The sequence below is a fragment of the Pseudomonas putida genome, from assembly GCF_004357765.1.
GTDB lineage: Bacteria > Pseudomonadota > Gammaproteobacteria > Pseudomonadales > Pseudomonadaceae > Aquipseudomonas > Aquipseudomonas putida_U.
Genome location: NZ_SMTE01000002.1, coordinates 43,330 through 67,485 on the forward strand (window position 1 = coordinate 43,330; position 24,156 = coordinate 67,485).

Sequence of the window (24,156 nt, forward strand, 5' to 3'; positions counted from 1 at the left end):
AGAAACGCGTTCTGCTTCGCTTGTAGCTTGCAGCTTTCGCCTCAGCGCGCTCTGACCGTCATCTCTCCCTGCCCATCACCCACGGCCTGCAGGTTCGGCCGGTACATCGACTCGACCTGCGGCGGCGGCACGCGATAAGTGCCAGGTGTCACCGCACGGGCCAGGTACAGCAGGTGGGTGGTGCCGTAACCATCGAGCTTGAGCGCCGCCACGTAACGGTCGTCACGGTATTCCTGGTGCACCACGCTGGCGTTCTGCATCGACTCGCGCCACTGCTTAACCGCGCTGCTGGCGTTGTCCAGACTGGCCGCGCTCTGTGCCAGGTTCTGGTTTTCCAGTTCCAGGCCCGCCGGCAGCAGGTCGACGACCAGGGCGTCCGGCACCCGCTCTTGAGACTTGAGCGCCAGGTGCACCAGGACCAGATCGCCGCTGCGCAGGTTGTGCAGGTCCAGCGCCTGCCCGTTCATGCCCAGGTACTCGCGACGAATTTCCATGCCGTTGCCCATGGCCGCCGGCGCCTGGCGCGGATAGCCCGACAGCGTCAGTTGCTGGTAGAGCGTCTCGCCGCTTTCGTTCTGTATGCTCAGCGGCGACGCCAACAACGGCCCTTCGAGCTTCAGGCCGGACTCGGCATTGTTCAGCTCGCGCACTTCGCCGGCACTGTCCAGGCGCGCCTGCCACTGCCCTTCGGGCTTGCCGAGCAGGCCACGACCGGCCAGGTACAGGGCATTGCGCTCCTGGGTCGACAGCCAACGGTTGGCCGCCAGTTCGTCGGAGAGCGCGAACAGGCGCTGGTCGACCTGGCCGCTGGCCAAGTTGTTTTCCTGTAGCAGCGCCAGGATCAACGCCTGGTCACGCAGGCTGCTGCCGTAGTCGGCCATCCAGCCCTTGCTGCGGGCGATGCCCAAACCAGCTTGCAGGGCCTGTTGCGAACGTGGCTTGTCGCCCATCTTGTCCAGCGCTACTGCCAGCTGCACCAATGGCAGGCCGGAGCGCGCGTCGGCACGGCGCTCGAACAGGCTGCGCAACGCTCCCAGCGGCGCCTGCTGGCTTCGCGCAAGCACCAGTGCAGCATAGGCCTGCACGGCAAAGCGGGTGTGCTCGGCGTTCTCGCTGTAGTCGACTTCGATCAGGTTGCGCTCCTGCAGATAACGCAGCAGGCGCTCGTTGGCCTTCTTCAAGGCTTCGGCCGGCACGCCATAACCCTGGTCGCGTGCGCGTAGCAGGAAGTCGGTGACATAGGCGGTCAGCCAGTACTCCTCTTCGCTGTCCGAACTCCACAGACCGAAGCTGCCGTTGTAGCGTTGCATGCCCAGCAGGTGTTCGATGCCCATTTCGATCTTGCGCTTGCGCACCTCGGCCGGCTCGCCCTTGATACCGAGGCGCTTGAGGCTTTCGGCATCGGCGTACAACGACGGATAGAGTCCGCTGGTGGTCTGCTCCAGACAGCCGTAGGGGTAGGCTTCGAGGGCACGGATCTGCTCGGCGAGGTTCAACGGCGGTCGACTGGACAAGGCCAGGCTGGCCTCCAGGCCGGCCGGTTCGAACGCCGCCAGGTCACCCTCAGGCAGCGACCATGGCTGCTCCTTGAGGGCCACGCGGTAGTGCTTGAGCATCGCCGGGTAGGCCGGACGCACGCCCAAGGTCCACTCGCGCTCGAATACACCGGTGGGCTCGCCGGGTAATTGCAGGCCGGTGACGCGCACGTGCACCTTGCCCTGCCCCAGGCCACCCTCGGCCTGCACCGGAATCAGCAGCGTGCTGCGCTGGCCTTCGCCCAGGGTGACAGCCTGTCGAGCGCTGTCGGCCAGACTCAGCTGGCCCTCGGTACTGACGTCGACGTTGAGTTGTTGCGCGCGACCAGACAGGTTGGCCAGGTCCAGCGCCAGGTTGGTGCGATCACCACCGGCGAGGAAGCGCGGCGCCGACAGCTCGGCAATCAGCGGCGCGGCGACCACCGTCTTGCCTTCGGCCATGCCGAAGTGCTCATCGGTCCAGGCCTGGGCCATCAAGCGCAGCTCGCCGTTGAAGTCAGGAATGTCCACCGTCGCCTGTCCTTCACCTTGCTCGTTCAGGGTCACCGGTACGCTCTGCCGGGCGACGATGTTCACCGTGGTGTTGGGGCGCTTGCCGCCCTTGGCCATGGCCGCGTCACCGCCGAACGCCAGACTGGCCAGGCGGCCCTGGCCGGCTTCGATCAGTTGGCCGTAGATGTCGAGTTGATCGGCGCCGTAGGCCTTGCGCCCGAACAGGCTGGCGAACGGGTCAGGGGTCTTGAAGTCGGTGATGTTGAGGATGCCCACGTCCACGGCGGACAACAGCACATGCACGTGCTTGGGAATGCTGCCGTCGGCGTTGGCGGCCTTGAAGCGAACCGTCAGCGGTTGCTTCGGACGCATCTTCTCCGGTGCCTGCAGGCTGAGCGCGAGCTTGCGGTCGGCACGCGCCAGCGGCAGGTGCAGCACGCCCACGGCACGCTTGGGCGTGGCATTGGCCTTGCGCTCGCCCGGGCGAATCACCAGGGCGCTTATGTACAGGTCATGACGGGCCCACTGCTTGTCCAGCTGCACCTCGAAGGTCTTGCCTTCGGCTGGCACGTCGATTTCCTCCCACCACAATGGGCCATCGCTGGACTCGATCATCAGGTAGCCGCTGCCGGCCGCCGGCGCGGTCACGGTGACCTTGGCGGTGGCGCCATCGACGTAGGCTGGTTGATCGAGCGCCAACTTGACCTGGTCAGGGCGCACGGCGCCGCCTTCGGCGTTGTCCTGGACGCGGTAGCCTGCCCAGAAGCGCTCGCTGGACACCAGCCCGGTCTCGGGATCTTCGACCTCGACGCGGTACGGGCCCCACTCCACGGGGAAGGTGAGCTTGGCCGTGGAGCCGGCGTTGACGCTGACGGTCTGCTCGCTCTGGGTGAGGAATTTCTCGTTGTAGTTGTAACTCCAGCCGTCGCTGTCGGAGTAGTTCCAGTAGTAGTCGCGGCGCTCGCGGACCAAGCGCACCTTGAGTTCGTCGGCAGCGAGCTTGTGACCCTCGCGATCAGCCACCAGGAACTCGAATTCCACCGGTCCGTCGCTGTCGGTTTCCTCACCGTCGAACAGGCCACGCAGTCCCGGGAGCCGCTCGGCAGGCCAGATCGGTTGCTCGAGGCGGCGGGTGATCGGCCGCCCACCGGATTCCTGCAGGCTGGCCTGCACGGTCAGTTGCAACGGCGAACGCGCCTCGGCCCAACGGCTTTCGATGTTCAGCACGGCCTTGCCGGCCTGGTCGAGGGTGACTTCGTCCAGCTCCAGATCCTGGTTCAGATCGGTCTCGGTGACCGCACCGAACTGGTAGCCCGGCAGGGTCGGCACCGCTTCACGCAGCGGGCGCACATAGGCCTGGCCGCTAAGGCGGTTGCCGGCAGCCGGAGCGCCATAGAGGTAACGACCCGTGACCTGGATGCGGGCATTCTGCTCGGGCGACAGCGGCTTGGCGCTGCCTTTGAGTTCCAATGCCAAGCGCTCGGGAAGGAAGTCCTCGACCAGGAATTCGTACACCTGCTTGCGCCCACCCCCCAGGTCGAGCAGCAGTTGCCAACGCCCGGTGGGGGCCTCGCCGGCCAATTGCAGTTGGTACTGGAACAGGCCGTTGGCATCGGCTTCCCAGACGAACTTGCGGCTCACCTGCTCATCGGGGCGACGCACTTCCACATTGACCGGCTGGGCCTTGACCGGCTTGCCGTCCTGGTCGCGCAGCAGGCCGTTGAGCAGCACCGTCTCGCCTGGACGGTAAAGGTCGCGCGGGCCGAAGATGAAGAACTGCAACGGATTGGCCTGAGGGCCGGTGATGTCGAACTCGGCAAGGTCAAGGGCGGCGCTGTTCAGTCGCAGCAACGTGGTGTGCACGCCTTGGGTGGCGATCAAGGTATCGGCCTTGGCGGTGATCGGCAGCTGCGCATGGCCGGCGCCATCGGTGCTGGCCTGGGCCAGCAGCTTGCCCTTGGCGTCATGCAACTCGATCTTGACGTCCTTGAGTGCCTTGCCGCCTTCCAGGGCCTGGGCGAACACGTCGATACGGTCGCGGTAGCGGTGGGCCGAGACGCCGATGTCGCTCAGGGTGAACAGCGTGGCAGGCTGCGAGTAATCATAGGTGCCCGATGCCCGCATCACCGCCAGGTACACGCCTGGCTCCTGCAGCGGCTTGATGCCGGCGATCGGCAGCAGCACGGTCTCGCGGGTATTGCGCGCCGGATTGAGGTCGAAGCGGCCGCTGTAGACCAGATCGGCCATCTGCAGAGTCTCTTTCGACTGGTAGTAGTACAGGCTGCTGTTGCGTCCCCAGTTGGCGAGGAAGCTCGAGAGCATGTCTGGCTTGACCCGGAAGAACTCGACATCGACCTTGGCGACGTTCAGGGCAATGACCGGCAGCCCTTCGGCCAAGCGCGTAGGCAGTAACGAACCACGGCTGGCGAAGCCGACGGTCGGCTGCATGTCCCGGGTTTCCAGGCGGCTGATCGACTCGGCAGCCAGTTGCTGGCCATTGACCGCACGCAGGCCCTTGTCGACGGTCAGCACCAGCTTGCGCTGCGGTTCCAGGTGCCGCATGCGCAGTTCCATCTGGTTGTCGGACAGCTCCCAGGCGCCGTCGAGCTTGCCTTTGACGGTATCCACCAGGTGCACGCGGGCGGCGAAGTCCTGGTCGGCTTCCAGCGGCGCCGAGAAGCTGACCGACAGGGCGCTGGCGCCGTCGATCTGCACCTCCGAGACATCCACCACGCTCAGCTCACGGCCCGCGTAACGCTTGGCCAGCACCGCCGGGTCTTCGTGTTTGGGCGCGGGCGCGGCAGCACTGGCGGCAGGCTTTTGCGCAGGCTCCGGCTTGTCAGGGGTGGAAGAGTCACATGCACTGAGCAACGCCAGCGCGCAGGCCAGCAACAATCCTTTGTTGAACATGGAGTAGGAACTCTTGGGCAGCGTGTCGATGAAGGCAGCAACTATAACGTAACGGCCGACGCGATACCCGCGCCTGGCCGACGAATGAGACCGCGTTCGCACGCAGAGGTTGCCAGGGCCGCTACAATGCGGTCTGCCTCGAAACAGGAACGACCATGCCCGTGTTAACCGACTGGCGCGACCGCCCCACCCACCGCAGGGTCTGGGCGCTGGCCGCGCCGATGATCCTTTCCAACATTTCGGTGCCATTGGTGGCGCTGGTCGACAGCACCGTCATCGGCCATCTGCCCCATGCCCACCAATTGGGCGCCGTGGCGGTGGGCGCCACCCTGTTCACTTTCATGGTCGGTCTGCTGGGCTTTCTGCGCATGGGGTCGACCGGTTTCGCCGCCCAGGCGGCCGGGCGCAGCGATGGCGCTGCGCTGCGTCAGGTACTGGCGCAAGGGCTATTGCTGGCGACTGGCCTGGGCCTGTTGATCGGTCTGCTGGCCCTGCCCTTCAGCCAGTTGGCATTGCATGCCATGCAACCGAGCGCGGCGCTGCAGCAGTCCACCGAGGCCTTTTTCCACACGCGCCTGCTCGGCCTGCCGGCGGCACTGGCCAGTTACGCCTTGGTCGGCTGGTTCCTCGGTACCCAGAACGCCCGGGCGCCGCTGGCGATCCTGCTGACCACCAATCTGTTGAACATCGCACTCAACCTCTGGTTCGTGCTGGGGCTGGACTGGGGGGTGCTGGGTTCGGCACGGGCCTCGGTGATAGCCGAGTGGAGCGCCGCATTGCTCGGCTTGGCCCTGACTCGCCCGGCGCTGCGCGCCTATCCTGGGCAGGTCGCCTGGGCTGCGCTCAAGCGCTGGCAGGCCTGGCGCCCTCTGCTGGCGGTGAACCGCGACATCTTCCTGCGCAGTCTGGCGCTGCAGTTGGTGTTCCTGGCCATCACCGTACAGGGTGCGCGCCTGGGCGAGGCCACCGTGGCGGCCAACGCCCTGCTGCTCAACGGGCTGTTGCTCACCGCCTATGCCCTCGATGGCCTGGCCCATGCCGTCGAGGCACTGTGCGGCCATGCCATCGGTGCTGGCGAACGCATCACCTTACGCCGCTCGCTGGTGGTTGCCGGTGGCTGGTCGCTGATCACCAGCCTTGGCTTCGCGGGCCTTTTCCTGCTCGGCGGACACCTGTTCATCGACCTGCAGACCGATATCGACAGCGTACGCGCCGCGGCCTACCCGTACCTGCCATACCTCGCCATGCTGCCGTTGATCGCGGTGTGGAGCTACTTGTTGGACGGGTTGTTCATCGGTGCCACGCGGGCACGGGAGATGCGCAATGCGATGTTGGTGTCGGTGCTGATCGCGCTGCCAGTTGCGTGGCTGATGAGCGGATTCGGCAACCATGGACTATGGCTGGCGTTTCTCGGCTTCATGGGGTTGCGGGCGGTGACGCTGGGGTGGGTGGAGTGGCGGTTGCAGCAGCGAGGGCTGTGGGTGGGTTGACGGGGCCTGGCTTGCGGTTTTTGGGGCGGCAGAGATCGAGCGCCGCCCGCGCGGCGCTCGATCTCAAACCCAGCAAAGTCGTCGCGACGAAAACACCCCACTCAGGACGACAGGTAGGAGGAACGCGTCAGCCCCAGGCGCAGGGCATCGAGGAACTGGGTCCGCTCGCGGGCGCTGATCTTGGCGCTGGCCACCTTGTCGCGGTAGTGAGTCATCAGCTCCTCCGGCGACAGGTGCACATAGCGCAGCATGTCCTCGATGGTGTCGTGGGTCTCGATACCGGCGTGGTACACGCTGCCATCGGCATTCTGGTAGATGTTCACCGAGTCGGTGTCACCGAACAGATTGTGCATGTCGCCGAGGATCTCTTGGTACGCACCGACCAGGAACACGCCCAGCAGGTAGTCCTCACCTTCGTTGACGGCATGTACCGGCATGCTGGTCTCGATGCTCTGCTCATCGACGTACTGGTTGATCTTGCCGTCGGAATCGCAGGTCAGGTCCTGCAGCACCGCACGGCGTAGCGGCTCTTCGTTCAGGCGATGCAGCGGAATGATCGGCAGTACCTGGCCGATGGCCCAGGTATCGGGCAGGCTCTGGAACACCGAGAAGTTGCAGATGTACTTGTCGGCGAGCTTGTCGTTGAGCTCATCCAGCACCTGGCGGTGCGAGCGCTGGCGGGCCTTCAGCGAATTGTGCAGGCGACGGCAGACGGCGAAATAGCACTGCTCGGCCAGGGCTTTCTCGGCCAGGGTGATCTTGCCATCGGCATACTGCGCCGCCACGTCGCCCAGGTAATGGGTGGCACGCCAGTAGGTTTCGGTGACCATCTCGATGTCGGTCGGTCCCAACAGGTCGACCAGCCACTGCACGGTTTGCGGCAGGGCTTCCTTGTTCTCGATGGTGGGCACCTCGTCGTTGTGCTTCTCGACGTCGGTGACCTGAATCACCAGCATGGCATGGTGCGCGGTCAGCGAACGGCCGCTTTCAGAGAAGATGTGCGGATGCGGCAAGCCCTGGGCATCACAGAACTCCTTGAGCATGCCCACGACCACCCCGGCATAGTCGTCCATGTCGTAGTTGATCGAGCTTGCATTGCGCGAGTGGGTGCCGTCGTAGTCAACGCCCAGACCACCACCCACGTCGATGTGATCGACCGGCAGACCCAACGCACGCAGCTCGCCGTAATAGCGAATGGCTTCCTTGAAGCCGTGTTGGTAGTCGGCCAGGTTGGCGATCTGCGAGCCCATGTGGAAGTGCAGCAGACGGATGCCTTGATCCAGGCCGGCGTCACGGAAACGCTGCACCACCGAAATCAACTGCGCGGCGGACAGGCCGAACTTGGACTTTTCGCCACCGGTGTCGGCCCACTTGCTCGAAGCCAGCGACGACAGGCGCACGCGCAGACCGACCTGGGGCTTGACCTTGAGCTCGGCGGCCTCCTCGATCACCAGAGCGACTTCGGACTCCTTCTCGATGACGATGAACACGTTGTGACCGAGCTTCTGGCCCATCAGCGCCAGGCGGATGAACTCACGGTCCTTGTAGCCGTTGCAGACGATGGTGCCGCCTTTGGGCGCCAACGCCAGGACCGCCAGCAGCTCCGGCTTGGAGCCCGCCTCCAGGCCGATCGACACGTTCTGCGTGGCAATGATGTTCTCCACCACCGCTTCCTGCTGGTTGACCTTGATCGGGTACAGGGCGGTGTATTGGCTTTGGTATTCCAGGCGGGCGATGTTGGCGTCGAACGCCCCCGTCAGCTGGCGCACACGGTCCTGCAGGATATCCGGGAAGCGCACCAGCAGCGGCAACGAAAGACCGCTCTGACGCAGTTGGTCGACCTGCTCGTAGAGGTCGATCGGGGCGCTGTCCGGGCCATTGGGGCGCACTTCGACGCGCCCGGCCTCATTGATGGCGAAATAACCAGCGCCCCAATGGCGGATACCATAAACGCTGCGGCTGTCGGCCACGGTCCACTGGCTACCATCGTCTTTGCGTGTGCGTCGTACGGACATTCAAGTCCCCCATGAATAAGTCGAAGACACTGCCCCCGGCACGGTGGTGGGCGCAGTGTAGAAGCGAAAAGTGACGATTCATCCGTGTGCAGTCATAGACCCTGCCCACGGGAACGAGTTTAGAAAGTGCTGGGCGAAAACGCGCGGCTGACTTCAGCCACCGGACTTTTTCGCCTTGAATCCCTGTTTGGTCAGCTCGCCGATCAACAGGTCGACATGATCGCCCTGGATCTCGATCACGCCGTCCTTCAATGCACCCCCAGTGCCGCAACGGCGTTTGAGTGTGCTGGCCAGCTCCTTGAGCTGGTCCAGAGGCAGCGGAACGCCGGTGACCGTGGTCACGGTCTTGCCGCCACGGCCTTTGCTCTCGCGGCGTACGCGGGCGATGCCATCACCTTCGGGGATGACCTGCTGTTTGCAGATACAGGCGTCCACCGGCTGGCCGCAATCGGGGCAGTGCCGACCGCTATCGGTGGAGTAAACGAGACCGCCAAGGGCGGCGAAGGAAGAAGCTTTCTTGGCCACTTTTGATCCTCTGCGCTGAGGACAAAAACTGGTCGACAGGTGCCGACCGCGAAGCCCCACTCTGGCAGGGGCGGCGCTACTGCCGCACGACATGCGACAGCCCGAAAAGGGCGCGCAGTGTAACGGTAATTGGTGTGATTGCTAAGTACTGGAATGCGCCATTTTGCGAATGTTTTGCGACCCAATCTGCGTGAACCCACTGCACCTTACTGCGTAGGAGCCTGGGAGCACAGCCAGCACGATTACCCCAAGCTTGCCTTATACCGCTGCAATGCCGCCAACGAGTCCGGACAATAGGGTTTTTCCAGGCTCTCCCGCTCAACCTGCGCCAAGCTGACGAACCTTGCCTCCATCACTTCTTCGGGTTGCAGGCGCAGGGGTGCATCCGACACAGCCGAATACACCGCGCACCACAGGCGATTATCCGGCTGATCGAAATAGAAGCGCTCATGAAAGGTCAGCTCGACACCTTCGATCCCCAGCTCTTCGGCCAGCTCCCGCCGCGCCGAGTCGGTGTAAGCCTCCCCAGCCGCCACCATCCCCCCGGCCGCGACATCCCAGTAACCCGGATACAGGGCCTTGCTCAAGGTACGCCGATGCACGCAGAGTTCGCCCGCGCCGTTGAACAGCAGGATGAACGTGCATCGGCCGATCAAGCCACGTTCGCGCAGTTCGGCCCTGGGCAGCGCGCCGAGCACCTGATCGGCCTCGTCCACCCAGGCCACCCGTTCGCGGTCCGAAGCCGCCCGGTGGGCAGCCTCGGCGGGGTGAATGGTCATGCTCAACCTTGCGACAGCAACTGGCGCAGGTCGATGACCGCGGCGTTGGCTCGGGAAATGTAATTGGCCATCACCAGCGAGTGGTTGGCCCACATGCCGAAGCCGCTGCCGTTGAGGACCATCGGGCTCCACAGCGGCTCCTGGGAAGCCTCGAGCTCACGGATGATCTGGCGCACGCTGACCGTAGCATTCTTCTTGGCCAGCACATCGGCGAAGTCCACTTCGATGGCGCGCAGCAGATGGGACAATGCCCACGCCTGGCCGCGGGCCTCGTAGAACACGTTATCGATCTGCAGCCACGGCGTTTCGACCACTTGCTCGTCCACTTGCGGGGCCTGGCCGGCGGCTACCGACTCGGTCTTGAGCGTGGTATTGAGCTTGACCCGGCCAACGCTGGCCGACAGACGCTGGGACAGCGAGCCCAAGCGGGTGGCAACGTCACCCAGCCAGTTGTTCAGGTTGTCGGCGCGGGTATAGAAGATCGCACCCTTGTCGCCAGCAGCGAGACGCGACTGGTAACGGCTCAGCGACTTGATGCCCTCTTCGAATTCCGACTCGCTCGACGGCAGGATCCAGCTCTTGTTGTCGAAGTTGAAGCGCGGCTCGGCCTTGGCCAGGTCGGCGTCCTCGGTGGACTGCGACTGGGAACGGGCGAAGTCCTTGCGCAACGCACGCGACAGATCGCGCACCTGCACCAGCACGCCGTACTCCCAGCTCGGCATGTTGTCCATCCAGATGCCGGGTGGGAAGCGGTCGTTGGAGATATAGCCACCTGGCTTGTTCAGCAGGGTCTGGGCCACGGTCTTGAGGGTTTCGATGGTGGTGTAGCCCACCACCATCTGCTGGCTGTTGCGCTCGGCCGCAGCCTGGGCGTTCTGCTGCACCGGGAACAGGTCGGGCTCCTCGCTCCAGTACCAGCCAAGGCCGATGCACACCAGCAGGTACAGGCCGATCAGCGTGCCCAGGGCACGGCTCCAGAGACCACCAAGATAGCTACGGGCAGCGGCCCCTCGGCCATCGACGCGCTCGCGCGGCTCGGCTTTGGCCTCGCGGTTTTTCCAGTCCAGCATGGCGTTGTCCTTAATTCAGTCACGACGGTTGTGGGGCTTGGACCACAGGCCTGTGCCAGGGTGCCACGGCGCGCCCATAACGCTGCACTATAAAGCAGACACTGCCATAGGTATAAGCGACGATCCGCCAGATGGCGTAATAAAGCGCCAGCCCGACCAATGCGGGCAGAATGCCACTTTTTCCGCTATACAGCCTTTCTCGTCATCACCCGGTCACAAAACCGCCATAACTTCAGGCGCCTATCTCCAAGCTCCCGGCAGGAAGTTCGCGGCTATGCGCCTGAAGTGGCTGACCAATCTCAATACCCTGTTGCTGGTTACCGTATGTATCGCCTTGGGCGTGACGTTGTGGTGGTCGCAGAAGGCACTGGAGCGCCCCTATCAACTGATGGAGCGCTACCTGAGCTTGTCGCAACAGTTCCAGAACGGCTCGGTGCGCAACGTCCAAGCCTACCTGTGCAGCGGCGATGCCCTGCGTCATGCTGCCGCGCTCGACGCCAACCAGCAGCTCAAGGCGTCACTCGCTGACTGGCCCGAGGCATTGGCAGGCAAACTGGCCCCGAGCCTGGACAGCCTGCAGGCCTTCACCGGCAATGAACTGCTGGCTGCCGGCAAACTGGCCGGCGACCCTCAGGCGCTGTTGCTGCAGGCCGAGCGCGAGCTGGGGGCGAACCTCGAGCAACTGTCCGGCTACGCGCGTGACAGCGCCAGCCCTGAAGCCAACCGCTATCTGCCGCCGCTGTTGGACGCCACGGTGCACCTGGGCCGTCTTTCGCTGGCCCGTGACAAGTTGGTCAGCAGCGGGCGGGCGGAGCTGGCTGAGGAAGTCGAGCGAGAACTGCACCTGATCCGTAGCCAGGCCGAGGTCATCGAAAACCTTCCGCTGCTCGGGGTGACCCGCGCCGCCGAATCCAACGCCGACGATTTCGCCGCCATGATGGGCCTGCAGACCGAGGGCAGCGCCCAGCAGGAGGACATCGCGGTGAGCCTCAAACGCGAACTGCAGAGCCTGCTCACCCGCTACCCTGCCGAACTCCAGCGCACCCGTGAACAGATCGAACGCCGCACGGCCCTGGCTGCCAGCGCCAACCAACGCCTGGATGCCGTGCGCCAGGCCATCGCCGCCCTGGAACCGGAAGTACGTGCCCAGCATGCACGGATCGCCGGTGAAGTGCGGCTGATGCAGGGTCTGATGATCGGTGTGATCCTGTTCATCGCCCTGCTTATCGACACGCTCCAGCGGCGCCTGGCGCACACCCTGACCAGCCTGGCGCCGGCCTTGTCGCGCTGGGCCGAAGGCGATTTCGCCACCCCCATCGCCCTGGGGCGGACCAACCGTGAACTGCGTGAGATCCAGGCGTCGCTCAACCGCCTGCGTCAGTACCTGGTGGAGCTGGTCGCCACCCTGCGCCATAACGCCGGGCAGGTCGCCGGTAGCAGCCGGGCCTTGGCCGGGATGAGCGCCGCCTTGCACGACGGCGCCCAACGCCAGGCGGGCGACACCGGGCAGATCCGCGATGCCCTGGGCGAACTGGAGGCGACCATTCAACAGGTGGCCGGCGACGCCAGCGCCGCCGCCGATGCCAGTCGCGATGCCGGGCGCGCTGTGGAACAGGGCCAGACGGTGATCGGGCAGAGCTTGGCCGGGTTGCGCGAACTGGTCGATGAAGTGCAAGGCAACGCACGCTTGATCGAGCAATTGGCCGAAGAATCGGCTACCATCGGCGGCGTCCTGACGGTGATCCGCTCGATCGCCGAACAGACCAACCTGCTGGCATTGAATGCCGCCATCGAAGCGGCACGCGCCGGTGAGAGCGGCCGAGGCTTCGCCGTGGTGGCCGATGAAGTGCGTTCGCTGGCTCAGCGCACCACCGGCGCCACAGGAGAGATCCAGTCGTTGATCGACCGCCTGCAGCAGGCCGCACGGGAGTCGGTCAGCGGCATGCGCAATCAGCTCGAACATGCCCAGAGCACCGCCAGCCAGGCCCAGGCAGCAGATGGCGCGCTGGATGAAATCGTCAATGCCATCCGCACCATCTCCGATACCGCCGTGCGCATCGCCGATGTCACCGCGCAGCAATCCGGGGCGGTGAGCGAAATCCGCGGCCACAGTGAGCGAATACATGTGCTGGGGGAGGACAATCTGCAGCGCATCGGCGAGGGGCGTGAGCAAGGCGAACGGTTGCTGAGCCTGGGGGGTGAGTTGAGCCAGGCAGTGGGGGCCTTCAGGGTTTGAGCGTTTGTCTGAGCCGGCCCTTTCGCGGGACAAGCCCGCTCCCACAGGATTTCCATCGTTGCTGAAGTTGGCGGTGTACCTGTGGGAGCGGGCTTGTCCCGCGAAAGGGTCGGCTCAGACAACATCCAGCCAGCGGCCATGTGTCGCCACGCGCCCCGCCCCCCTGCCAAGCACCGCCAACTCCGCTATCATGCCCGGCACGTTCCACCTCGCGAGTCCGCCATGCGCCGCCTGTTTTTCCTGCTGTTCCTGCTCCTGGCCAGCCCTGCCTTCGCTACCGGAAGCCTGCTCGAGAACCGCCCCAGCGCCACCCTCGGGGCCGCTTCGCTGGCCAACGATGCTGACTTTCTGCCGGTCCACGAAGCGTTCAAGCTCAGCCTGGTGCAGGCCGACGCCCAGACCATCAAGTTGCGTTTCGTCGCCACCGATGGCTACTACCTGTATCGCCACCGCTTCCATTTCAACAGCGATCCTACCGACATCGCCCTCGGCGCGCCGGTCATTCCCAAGGGCGAGGCCAAGCACGACGAGTTCTTCGGCGACGTCGAGGTGTACCACGGCGTGGTGGACATCGAACTGCCACGCAAGCCTGAGGATTCGCGCGCCTTCACCCTGCTGGTGAGTTATCAGGGCTGCGCCGACAAAGGCCTGTGCTACCCGCCGGAAACCGAGCGACTGGCCATTCCCGGCAGCGGGAGTGGCGCCGACAGCGGTACGGGCACGGCCTGGAACTGGCGCTCGCTGCTGCTGTTCTTCCTGGCCGGCGTCGGCCTGACCTTCACCCCCTGCGTGCTGCCGATGCTGCCCATCCTTTCCGGTGTGGTGCTGCGCGGCCAGGTCGGTGGCTGGCGCGGGCTCAGCCTGTCGCTGGCCTACGTGCTGCCGATGGCCGCTTCGTTCGCCGTGCTTGGTGCCTTGATGGGCGTCTTCGGCGCCAGCCTCAACCTGCAGGCGCGGTTGCAGTCGGCCTGGGTGCTGGTGCCTTTCGCCCTGTTCTTCGTGGTGTTCGCGCTGGCCATGTTCGGGCTGTTCGAGCTCAAGCTGCCGCAGGCCTTGAGCAACCGCCTGGACCGCCTCGCCAACCGTACCCAGGGTGGCTCACTGCTCGGTGCGGCGGTCTTGGGGGTGTTGTCCAGTCTGCTGGTCTCGCCGTGCGTCTCGGCGCCACTGGCCGGGGCACTGCTGTACATCAGCGCCAGCGGCGACGCCCTCGGCGGCGCCCTCAAGCTGTTCGCCCTGGGCTTGGGCATGGGCGCCCCGCTGCTGCTGGTGGCCACCGGCGGCGCCGCCTGGCTGCCACGCAGCGGGCCGTGGCTGAACACCGTGAAAAATGCCATCGGGGTGTTGCTGCTGGGCCTGGCCATCGGCCTGCTCAGCCGCGTGCTGCCAGGGCCGCTGACGCTGCTGCTGGTAGGCCTGCTGGCTGCGGGCGTGGCGTTGTTCCTCGGCGCGCTGGAGTTCGTGCCCAAGGCACCGCGCCAGCGCCTGGCGCAATTGCTTGGCCTGGCCCTGCTGGTGTACGCCCTGGCCTGCTGGTACGGCGCCCTTAGCGGCCAAGGCGACCCGCTGCGCCCACTGCCAGCGCCCGTCGTCGCCAACCCCGCCGCCAGCCCTGCCACCACGATCGGAGCCTGGCAGACCATCACCACTCCTGCCGCCCTCGATGCTGCGCTGGCCCAGGCCAAGACCGCCGGCCAGCCGGTGTTGCTCGACTGGTACGCCGACTGGTGCATCAGTTGCAAAGTCATCGAGCATGAAGTCCTCAATGCCGCTCAAGTGCAGCCGCAGCTTGCCGCGTTCAAGCTGCTGCGCTTCGACATCACCGAAAGCAATGCCCAGCAGCGTGCCCTGCTCGACCGCTACCAGTTGTTCGGGCCGCCCGCGCTGCTTTTCTTTGCCGCGAACGGCAGCGAAATGACCGCCGATCGGGTGATTGGCGAGATAAACGCCGGCGAATTCGCGCAGATTCTCACGCGCGTACGCGGCAAACTCGGTCTATAACTTCCCGCGTGCCGGTAAAAACCGGGCAGTGAGTGACCAGATCTAAATATTTGGTCACATACTTCGCGCGAACCTCGGTTATCGTGCAGGCTATTGCCGGGAACTGGACACTTGCCGTCGCTTTACGGCACACTCGCCGCGCTGTGTCGAATTGCCCTACAAATCCAAGGAATCCGCAGATGGCAACCCTACTGGTGCTTCACGGCCCCAACCTCAACCTGCTAGGTACCCGCGAACCGGGCCACTACGGCGCCGTGACCCTGGCCCAGATCAACCAGGACCTGGAGCAGCGCGCCCGCGCCGCCGGCCACCATCTGCAGTATTTGCAGAGCAATGCCGAGTACGAACTGATCGACCGTATCCACGCAGCACGTAACGAGGGTGTGGACTTCATCCTGATCAATCCGGCTGCTTTCACCCACACAAGCGTCGCATTACGTGACGCATTGCTTGCGGTGAGCATCCCATTCATCGAAGTGCACCTGTCCAACGTGCACAAACGCGAACCGTTCCGTCATCACTCCTACTTTTCCGATGTTGCAGTAGGGGTGATCTGCGGCTTGGGCGCCAGCGGTTACCGCCTGGCCCTGGAGTCCGCGCTGGAACAACTGGCTGCCAACGCACAGCCCTGATGATTAGAGACCTTGGCCCAGGTGGGCCGAGGTTCGAGCGAAACGTTCTGAACACGTTTTCAATTACGCCCCCTGACCGAACCTTGGGAGTTGATGATTAATGGATATCCGTAAAGTCAAGAAACTGATCGAACTGCTGGAAGAGTCTGGCATCGACGAACTGGAGATCAAGGAAGGCGAAGAGTCGGTCCGTATCAGCCGCCACAGCAAGACCCCAGCTGCCCAGCAGTACTTCGCGCCGGCTCCGGTCGCTGCAGCACCCGTCGCCGCACCTGTCGCCGCCGCCGCTGCTCCAGCCGCCGAAGCCGCTGCCGCCGCCCCTGCGCTGAAAGGCACCGTGATCCGTTCGCCAATGGTCGGTACCTTCTACCGCAAACCTTCGCCGACCTCGCCGAACTTCGCTGAAGTTGGCCAGAGCGTGAAGAAAGGCGACACCCTGTGCATCGTCGAAGCGATGAAGATGATGAACCACATCGAAGCCGATGTCGGCGGTGTCATCGACGCCATCCTGGTCGAAGACGGTCAGCCGGTTGAGTTCGACCAGCCGCTGTTCACCATCGTTTGAATCGCGGAGAGCCAACGATGTCTGGGAAGCTCGAAAAAGTCCTGATCGCCAACCGCGGGGAAATTGCCCTGCGGATCCTGCGTGCCTGCAAAGAACTGGGTATCAAGACCGTCGCCGTGCACTCCACGGCCGACCGTGAACTGATGCACCTGGGCCTGGCAGACGAGTCGGTCTGCATCGGCCCTGCATCGTCCAAGGATTCCTACCTGCACATCCCGGCGATCATCGCTGCCGCCGAAGTGACAGGTGCCACCGCCATCCACCCGGGTTACGGTTTCCTCGCGGAAAACGCCGACTTCGCCGAACAGGTGGAAAAATCCGGTTTCGCCTTCATCGGCCCGAAAGCCGACACCATTCGCCTGATGGGCGACAAGGTTTCGGCCAAGGACGCCATGATCAAGTCGGGCGTACCGACCGTACCGGGCTCCGATGGCCCGCTGCCGGAAGACGAAGAGGTCGCCCTGGCGATCGCCCGTGACGTCGGCTACCCGGTGATCATCAAGGCCGCCGGTGGCGGTGGTGGTCGCGGCATGCGCGTGGTGCACAAGGAAGAGGACCTGATCGCCTCGGCCAAGCTCACCCGCACCGAAGCCGGCGCTGCCTTCGGCAACCCGATGGTCTACCTGGAAAAGTTCCTGACCAACCCACGTCACGTGGAAGTGCAGGTGCTGTCCGACGGCCAAGGCAACGCCATCCACCTGGGCGACCGTGACTGCTCGCTGCAGCGTCGTCACCAGAAGGTCCTGGAAGAAGCACCGGCACCCGGCATCGACGAGAAGGCCCGCCAGGAAGTCTTCAAGCGTTGCGTGGACGCGTGCATCGAGATCGGCTATCGCGGTGCCGGCACCTTCGAATTCCTGTACGAGAACGGCCGTTTCTACTTCATCGAGATGAACACCCGCGTGCAGGTTGAGCACCCGGTGTCGGAAATGGTCACCGGTATCGACATCGTCAAGGAGATGCTCAGCATCGCCGCTGGCAACAAGCTGTCGATCCGTCAGGAAGACGTGGTCATCCGTGGTCACTCGCTGGAGTGCCGGATCAACGCCGAGGACCCGAAGAAGTTCATTCCGAGCCCAGGCAAGGTCAAGCACTTCCACGCTCCGGGCGGCAACGGCGTTCGTGTCGATTCGCACCTGTACAGCGGTTACTCGGTTCCGCCGAACTACGACTCGCTGATCGGCAAGCTGATCACCTACGGCAAGGACCGCGACGAAGCCATGGCGCGCATGCGCAACGCCCTGGACGAGATCGTCGTCGACGGCATCAAGACCAACATCCCACTGCACCGGGATCTGGTGCGTGATGAAGGTTTCTGCAAAGGCGGCGTCAACATCCACTACCTCGAGCACAAACTGGCCAACCAGGAGTGATCGCGTTAGCGTGATGTGATCCATAAAAAAACCCCGGCCTGGTGCCGGGGTTTTTTATGGTTCTTGCCCGCGTTACCCTTTCATCCGCGGCATCTCAATCCGATGTTCATGCACCCGCCGATACAAGGTCGCCCGCGAAATCCCCAAGGCCCGCGCCGCTTCCGCCGGTTTCCAGCGATGGCGGATCAAGGCATCGAGCAACAACTGCCGAGCGGGGCTGGAGATCCCGAGATCTGCCGAAGGCACGGCATCACCACGCACCTCCTGCGGAAGATTCGCCAAACCCACCTGTCCGCCCTCGCTGACCGCGCAGGCATAGCGCAACACTTGCCGCAGCTGACGCAGGTTGCCGGGCCAGCGATAGACCAGCAACGCCTGCAACGCGTCGTCGGCCAGTGTCACGTCGACGCCACAGGCAGCGGCCTCTTCCATCAACAACCGGTGAATCAATCCCAGACGGTCCTCGCGCGCTCGCAGAGGCGGGAGCTCGAAGCGAGCATTGGCCAGACGGTAATACAGGTCCTCACGAAAACGTCCTTCGCCGACCATCGCCGCCAGGTCACGATGGGTGGCACAGATCACCTGGATGTCCACCCGCTCGCGCCGCGCAGCGCCCAGCGGCGCCACCTCGCCTTCGGCCAGCACCCGTAGCAAACGGGTTTGCAGGGCCAGCGGCATGTCGCCGATCTCATCGAGGAACAAGGTGCCGCCATCGGCTTGTTGCAGCAGCCCTCGCATGCCCTTGCTCGACGCCCCGGTGAAGGCCCCGCCGACATAGCCGAACAGTTCGCTCTCGATCAGATTCTCGGGAATGGCAGCGCAATTGAGGGTCACGAAGGGCCCCGCGCTGCGCTGGCTCTGCTGGTGCAACTGGCGGGCGAAGACTTCCTTGCCGACCCCGGTCTCGCCCTGCACCAGCACCGCCAGGTTGCAGTCCTTGACCCGCGTGGCCAGACGCAGATGCTGCTCAATGCGCGAGTCCTGCGGTTGTTGCGAAGGCTGTACGCCCCCTCTGCGCTGCGGCGCGCTGATCCGCCCGTAGAGGCCACCCCAACCCGGCAGACGCTGGGCCGACGCTTCGCTGGCGCGGTGTAACTGGTCCATGTCGAACAACTCGCCGATGTGCTCGGGCAAACGCCCGTGGCGCGCCAGCAGGCGTTCGCGGGCCAGGCTGTTGATCGCCTGCAAGCGCCCTTCGCCATCCCAGGCCAGCAGATAGTCGGGCTGGCTCTCCACGTAGCCAGGAGTGCCATGAGCGCGCATCACCCAGTGGCCCTGGACGCTGTGCATGAAGAAGGCATTTTCGATTTCCCGAGCGGTCTGCTCGACCAATTGCAAGATCAAGTGTTGGCTGCGCCGGTCATCCGGCGATTGCAAGGCCGACACATCCACGACGCCCAACAGTTCACCACAAGGATCGAACACCGGCGCTGCGGTACAGGTCAGGCCAATGAACGCGGCGCGAAAATGGTCGCGCTTGTGCACCGTGGCTGACGCCTTGCTGGTCAGCACCGCCGCGACTCCACACGTGCCCTCCTCGCCTTCCGACCAACAGGTGCCCAGGTACAACCCGGCCTTGCGGCAGTCGTTACGAATGGCAGACTCGACCCGATAGTCGATGGTGCGCCCCTGGGCATCGGTCAACAGTACACAGTAGTCAGCGCCGCGGACCCGCTGGTGCAGGCGCGCGACGGCATCGCCGGCGATACGCAAGAACAGTTCGGCACGCTCACGGCATTCGTTGAGCAGGGTCTGGGAAAGGATGCGCGGCCCCTGCTGGGACCCAGGGTCGAGTCGGTACAGCTCCATGGAACGGCGCCATGAATCGAGGATCAGCGGCGGCACCGGCGCCTGGGGCAGGCGCTCGGCGTTCTTCAGCACCCGGCTGATGCAATCGACATGGGCTCGGGAGTTCGCGGCAAGCATGAGGCCTCCGGTTCCTGTTGTTCTTGTCGTTGTCCGGTCATTAAGCGCCTGCCGCCTGGCGCCGACAAGCGCTGCGTGATTACCGGTGCGCTTGAGACGCTGCGTCTCAGCGTCTCGACTGGGCCGGGTGGTCGCTGGCACCGAGCGTCTCCCTGGTTTCTTCCCCTCGGCGTCGCCTCTGCCAGTTCGACCGCTCTGCTGCGGCACTTACAAGCAGCTTCGACAAAGCTGGCACCCACCTTGCTCAAGCCAGAAAAGCCAAGAGTACGAGGAGGCCAAGCGCAACCCATCACCAGCTGCAGACCGCAGTCATCGACCGCACCCGGCAACACCCTGTTGAGACAAACCCTGGAGAACAACAAGATGTCCACTCAGCTCAGTTCAGACCAACTGCTGCATGCCTATGAAGTGATGCGTACCATCCGCGCCTTCGAAGAGCGCCTGCACGTGGAGTTCGCCACAGGCGAGATCCCCGGCTTCGTCCACCTCTATGCCGGCGAAGAGGCCTCGGCCGCTGGGGTCATGGCGCACCTGCGCGATAGCGACTGCATCGCCTCGACCCACCGTGGCCACGGCCACTGCATCGCCAAAGGGGTCGATGTGTACGGCATGATGGCCGAGATCTACGGCAAGAAGACCGGTGTCTGCGGCGGCAAGGGCGGCTCGATGCACATCGCCGACCTGGAAAAAGGCATGCTCGGCGCCAACGGCATCGTCGGCGCCGGGGCGCCCTTGGTAGCCGGTGCCGCGCTGGCGGCCAAGATCAAAGGCAAGGATGACGTGGCCGTGGCCTTCTTCGGCGACGGCGCTTCCAATGAGGGCGCGGTGTTCGAGGCCATGAACCTAGCCTCGATCATGAACCTGCCGTGTATCTTCGTTGCCGAGAACAACGGCTACGCCGAAGCCACCGCCTCGAACTGGTCGGTGGCCTGCGAGCATATCGCCGATCGCGCCGTCGGCTTCGGCATGCCCGGGGTGACCATCGACGGCTTCGATTTCTTCGCCGTGCACGAGGCCGCGGGCGCCGCCATCGACCGTGCTCGCGCAGGCCAGGGCCCCTCACTGATCGAGGTCAAGCTCAGCCGCTACTACGGCCACTTCGAGGGCGATGCGCAGACCTACCGCGCCGCAGACGAGGTGAAAAACCTGCGCGAAAGCCGCGACTGCCTATTGCAGTTCCGCGACAAGACCACCCGCACCGGCCTGCTCCAGACCGCGCAACTCGATGCCATCGACGCTCGCATCGACGACCTGATCGAAGATGCCGTGCGCCGCGCCAAGTCCGACCCTAAGCCGCAACCCGCCGACCTGCTCACCGACGTCTACGTCACCTATCCCTGAGCCCGAATAACAAGAACGACAGGAGAGCCACCATGGCTAGAAAAATCAGCTACCAACAGGCCATCAACGAGGCCCTGGCCCAGGAGATGCGCCGTGACAGCACGGTGTTCATCATCGGTGAAGACGTGGCCGGTGGTGCCGGCGCCCCCGGCGAAGAAGACGCCTGGGGCGGCGTACTCGGCGTGACCAAGGGGCTCTATCCGCAGTTTCCCGGCCGGGTGCTGGATGCACCGTTGTCGGAGATCGGCTACGTCGGGGCTGCCGTCGGCGCCGCCACCCAAGGTCTGCGTCCGGTCTGCGAACTGATGTTCGTCGACTTCGCCGGTTGCTGCCTGGACCAGATCCTCAACCAGGCGGCGAAGTTCCGCTACATGTTCGGCGGCAAGGCGGTCACTCCTCTGGTGATGCGCACCATGTATGGCGCAGGCCTGCGGGCCGCTGCCCAACACTCGCAGATGCTCACTTCACTGTGGACACACATTCCGGGCCTGAAGGTGGTCTGCCCCTCCTCGCCCTATGACGCCAAGGGCTTGTTGATTCAGGCGATCCGCGACAACGATCCGGTGATCTTCTGCGAACACAAGCTGCTGTACGGCCTGCAAGGCGATGTGCCGGAAGAGCTGTACAGCGTGCCTCTCGGCGAAGCCAACTTCTTGCGCGATGGCGACGACGTGACCTTGGTGACTTACGGGCGCATGGTCCACGTGGCCCTGGAGGCGGCCAACAACCTGGCCCGCCAAGGCATCGACTGCGAAGTGCTGGACCTGCGCACCACCAGTCCGCTGGACGAGGACAGCATCCTGGAAAGCGTCGAGAAAACCGGTCGTCTGGTGGTCATCGACGAAGCCAACCCACGCTGCTCGATGGCCACCGACATCAGCGCCCTGGTGGCGCAGAAGGCCTTCGCGGCGCTGAGGGGCCCGATCGAGATGGTCACTGCGCCGCATACGCCGGTACCGTTCTCCGATGCCCTGGAGGACCTCTACATCCCCGACGCCGCGAAGATCGAAGCGGCGGTACGCAAGGTGATCGAAGCTGCAAGGAGCGCCGCATGAGCCAGATCCATACCCTGACCATGCCCAAGTGGGGGCTATCGATGACCGAGGGCCGGGTCGATACCTGGCTCAAGCACGAAGGCGACGAAATCAGCAAGGGTGACGAAATGCTCGACGTCGAGACCGACAAGATCAGCAGCAGCGTCGAGGCACCGTTCAGTGGCGTGCTGCGGCGCCAGGTGGCAAAGCCCGACGAAACCCTACCGGTCGGCGCGCTGTTGGCGGTGGTCGTGGAGGGCGAAGTGGAAGAAGCTGAAATCGACGCGGTGGTGCAACGCTTCCAGGCCGAGTTCGTCGCCCAGGGCGGTGCCGATCAAACCCAGGGCCCCGAGCCGCAAAAGGCCGAGGTGGCCGGTCGCCTGCTGCGTTGGTTCGAGCTTGGCGAGGGCGGTACGCCGCTGGTGCTGGTACACGGCTTTGCTGGCGATCTCAACAACTGGCTGTTCAACCACCCGGCGCTGGCCGCCGAGCGCCGGGTCATCGCCGTGGATCTGCCGGGGCATGGCGAGTCCGCCAAGGCACTCCGGCAAGGGAGTCTGGATGAGCTGAGCGAAACCGTGCTGGCATTGCTCGACCACCTGGAGATTCCCCACGCTCACCTGGCCGGGCATTCCATGGGTGGGGCGGTGTGCCTGAACCTCGCACGCCTAGCGCCGCAACGGGTGACCAGCCTGAGCCTGGTGGCCAGCGCCGGGCTTGGCGAGGCTATCAACGGTGCTTATCTGCAAAGCTTCGTGGCGGCTACCCACCGCAACGCACTCAAGCCGGCGATGCTGCAATTGTTCGCCGACCCCGGGCTGGTGACTCGGCAGATGCTCGAAGACATGCTCAAGTTCAAGCGCCTGGAAGGGGTCGATGAAGCCCTCCGCCAGCTCGGCGCGGCACTTGCCGAGGGCGACCTCCAGCGCCACGACCTGCGCGGCGTCCTTGGCCAACATCCGGCTTTGGTGATCTGGGGCGCCGAGGATGCGATCATCCCTGCAGCCCATGCCCAGGGGCTGGAGGCCGAGGTGCTGGTGATAGCGGGGGTCGGGCACATGGTGCAGATGGAGGCCCCGGAGCAGGTGAATCAGGCAATGGTGGAGTTCCTGCGAGCGCATTGAACCGTTCCGGCCATTACCCGGGCAAGCCCGATCCTGCAGGAGAGCGCCGCTCAGCCTGTGGGAGCGGGCTTGCCCGCGAAGAAGCCCACGCGGTCTGCCCCCCCACCTCTACAAACCCCCCGCACTCGCGTAAACTGCCAGCCTTCGCGCAGCCTCGGGCTGCCCCTGTCGATTTACCAAAGGTGCCCGCCATGCCCTGGCTGCAAGTACGCCTGGCCATCAGCCCGGAACAAGCCGAAACCTACGAAGACGCGCTGCTCGAAGTCGGTGCCGTCTCGGTCACGTTCATGGACGCCGAAGACCAGCCGATCTTCGAACCCGACCTCAATACCACCCCGCTGTGGTCCAATACCCACCTGCTGGCCCTGTTCGAAGCCGATGCCGAGCCCGAACAGGTGTTCGCCCACCTGCGCCTGCTGACCGGCGCTGAGCTGCCTGGGCACCAGGCCGAGGTGATCGAGGATCAGGACTGGGAACGCAGCTGGATGGACAACTTCCAGCCCATGCGCTTCGGCCAGCGTCTGTGGATCGTGCCGAGCTGGCACGACGCCCCGGAAAAGGACGCGGTCAACCTGCTGCTCGATCCGGGCCTGGCCTTCGGTACCGGCACCCACCCCACCACCGCGCTGTGCCTGGAATGGCTCGACGGCCAACAGCTCGAAGGCAGCCAGGTACTGGACTTCGGCTGCGGCTCGGGCATCCTGGCCATCGCTGCGCTGCTGCTGGGCGCCCGCGAAGCGGTCGGTACCGACATCGACGTGCAGGCCCTGGAAGCCTCGCGTGACAATGCCGGGCGCAACGGCATCGCCGACCAACGGCTGGCCCTGTACCTGCCCGAGCACATGCCGGCCATGCAGGCCGATGTGCTGGTCGCCAACATCCTCGCCGGGCCACTGGTCTCGCTATCGCCGCAATTGTCTGGTCTGGTTCGCCCTGGTGGCCTGCTGGCGTTGTCCGGGATCCTTGCCGAACAGGGCGAGGAAGTGGCCGCCGCCTATGCCGCCGACTTCGAGCTGGACCCGATCGTCGTTCGCGACGGCTGGGTACGCATCAGTGGTCGACGCCGCTAGGCGAGCCTAGAATAACCCTCTGCACAGCCCCCGGATCG

At 64.6% G+C, this 24,156-nt stretch carries 16 protein-coding genes; 10 read left to right on the forward strand and 6 right to left on the reverse strand.

The genetic code is table 11. The features are described from left to right. Positions 1 to 41: 41 nt before the first annotated feature. Positions 42 to 4,937 carry an alpha-2-macroglobulin family protein gene (locus tag E2H86_RS02775; RefSeq protein WP_133324501.1) on the reverse strand — a complete coding sequence of 1,632 codons (4,896 nt, stop codon included), beginning with the start codon at positions 4,935 to 4,937 and terminating at the stop codon, positions 42 to 44. A gap of 155 nt (positions 4,938 to 5,092) precedes the next feature. Here E2H86_RS02775 and E2H86_RS02780 point away from each other — a divergent pair, with 155 nt between their 5' ends. Continuing rightward, a complete protein-coding gene (locus E2H86_RS02780; protein WP_133324503.1) occupies positions 5,093 to 6,427 on the forward strand; it encodes an MATE family efflux transporter in 1,335 nt (444 codons plus the stop codon). Between the two features lie 101 nt (positions 6,428 to 6,528). Here E2H86_RS02780 and speA read toward each other — a convergent pair whose 3' ends face one another. The 4 genes from speA to E2H86_RS02800 form a co-directional block, all read right to left on the reverse strand. Beyond that, positions 6,529 to 8,442 (reverse strand): arginine decarboxylase, encoded by a 1,914-nt coding sequence (gene speA, locus E2H86_RS02785; RefSeq protein ID WP_133324505.1) that lies wholly within the window; start codon positions 8,440 to 8,442, stop codon positions 6,529 to 6,531. Positions 8,443 to 8,595: 153 nt separating this feature from the next. Next, on the reverse strand, positions 8,596 to 8,967 hold the full coding sequence (locus E2H86_RS02790; protein WP_133324507.1) for a translation initiation factor Sui1: 372 nt from the start codon (positions 8,965 to 8,967) through the stop codon (positions 8,596 to 8,598). A 242-nt stretch (positions 8,968 to 9,209) separates the two neighbouring features. Next, positions 9,210 to 9,746: an NUDIX hydrolase gene (locus E2H86_RS02795; protein ID WP_133324509.1), complete on the reverse strand. Its 537-nt coding sequence runs from the start codon at positions 9,744 to 9,746 to the stop codon at positions 9,210 to 9,212. A gap of 2 nt (positions 9,747 to 9,748) precedes the next feature. Next, on the reverse strand, positions 9,749 to 10,816 hold the full coding sequence (locus E2H86_RS02800; RefSeq protein WP_133324511.1) for a DUF2333 family protein: 1,068 nt from the start codon (positions 10,814 to 10,816) through the stop codon (positions 9,749 to 9,751). 388 nt (positions 10,817 to 11,204) lie between these two features. Here E2H86_RS02800 and E2H86_RS02805 point away from each other — a divergent pair, with 388 nt between their 5' ends. The 5 genes from E2H86_RS02805 to accC all read left to right on the forward strand — a co-directional run bounded on the left by E2H86_RS02805 (position 11,205) and on the right by accC (position 17,623). Then, a complete protein-coding gene (locus tag E2H86_RS02805; RefSeq protein WP_439958277.1) occupies positions 11,205 to 13,052 on the forward strand; it encodes a methyl-accepting chemotaxis protein in 1,848 nt (615 codons plus the stop codon). Between the two features lie 222 nt (positions 13,053 to 13,274). Continuing rightward, a complete protein-coding gene (locus E2H86_RS02810; protein WP_133324515.1) occupies positions 13,275 to 15,053 on the forward strand; it encodes a protein-disulfide reductase DsbD in 1,779 nt (592 codons plus the stop codon). 179 nt (positions 15,054 to 15,232) lie between these two features. Then, the gene (aroQ, locus tag E2H86_RS02815) at positions 15,233 to 15,685 is read left to right on the forward strand and encodes a type II 3-dehydroquinate dehydratase (RefSeq protein WP_008093086.1); all 453 of its coding nucleotides are present in this window, start codon (positions 15,233 to 15,235) and stop codon (positions 15,683 to 15,685) included. 100 nt (positions 15,686 to 15,785) lie between these two features. Then, positions 15,786 to 16,250 (forward strand): acetyl-CoA carboxylase biotin carboxyl carrier protein, encoded by a 465-nt coding sequence (accB, locus tag E2H86_RS02820; RefSeq protein WP_063911098.1) that lies wholly within the window; start codon positions 15,786 to 15,788, stop codon positions 16,248 to 16,250. Positions 16,251 to 16,267: 17 nt separating this feature from the next. Beyond that, a complete protein-coding gene (gene accC / locus E2H86_RS02825; RefSeq protein ID WP_070090425.1) occupies positions 16,268 to 17,623 on the forward strand; it encodes an acetyl-CoA carboxylase biotin carboxylase subunit in 1,356 nt (451 codons plus the stop codon). 72 nt (positions 17,624 to 17,695) lie between these two features. Here accC and E2H86_RS02830 read toward each other — a convergent pair whose 3' ends face one another. Then, positions 17,696 to 19,549 (reverse strand): sigma-54-dependent Fis family transcriptional regulator, encoded by a 1,854-nt coding sequence (locus E2H86_RS02830; RefSeq protein WP_133324517.1) that lies wholly within the window; start codon positions 19,547 to 19,549, stop codon positions 17,696 to 17,698. A 363-nt stretch (positions 19,550 to 19,912) separates the two neighbouring features. On the opposite strand from E2H86_RS02830, the gene E2H86_RS02835 reads away from it, so the two are divergent. The 4 genes from E2H86_RS02835 to prmA all read left to right on the forward strand — a co-directional run bounded on the left by E2H86_RS02835 (position 19,913) and on the right by prmA (position 24,118). Beyond that, entirely contained in the window at positions 19,913 to 20,890 is a 978-nt protein-coding gene (locus tag E2H86_RS02835) for a thiamine pyrophosphate-dependent dehydrogenase E1 component subunit alpha (protein WP_133324519.1), read from the forward strand. Between the two features lie 32 nt (positions 20,891 to 20,922). Next, positions 20,923 to 21,945 carry an alpha-ketoacid dehydrogenase subunit beta gene (locus E2H86_RS02840; RefSeq protein WP_133324520.1) on the forward strand — a complete coding sequence of 341 codons (1,023 nt, stop codon included), beginning with the start codon at positions 20,923 to 20,925 and terminating at the stop codon, positions 21,943 to 21,945. After that, positions 21,942 to 23,048 (forward strand): acetoin dehydrogenase dihydrolipoyllysine-residue acetyltransferase subunit, encoded by a 1,107-nt coding sequence (locus E2H86_RS02845; RefSeq protein ID WP_133324522.1) that lies wholly within the window; start codon positions 21,942 to 21,944, stop codon positions 23,046 to 23,048. The genes E2H86_RS02840 and E2H86_RS02845 overlap by 4 nt, the downstream gene beginning before the upstream one ends. Positions 23,049 to 23,239: 191 nt before the next feature. Continuing rightward, the gene (prmA, locus tag E2H86_RS02850; RefSeq protein WP_133324524.1) at positions 23,240 to 24,118 is read left to right on the forward strand and encodes a 50S ribosomal protein L11 methyltransferase; all 879 of its coding nucleotides are present in this window, start codon (positions 23,240 to 23,242) and stop codon (positions 24,116 to 24,118) included. Positions 24,119 to 24,156: the final 38 nt, after the last annotated feature.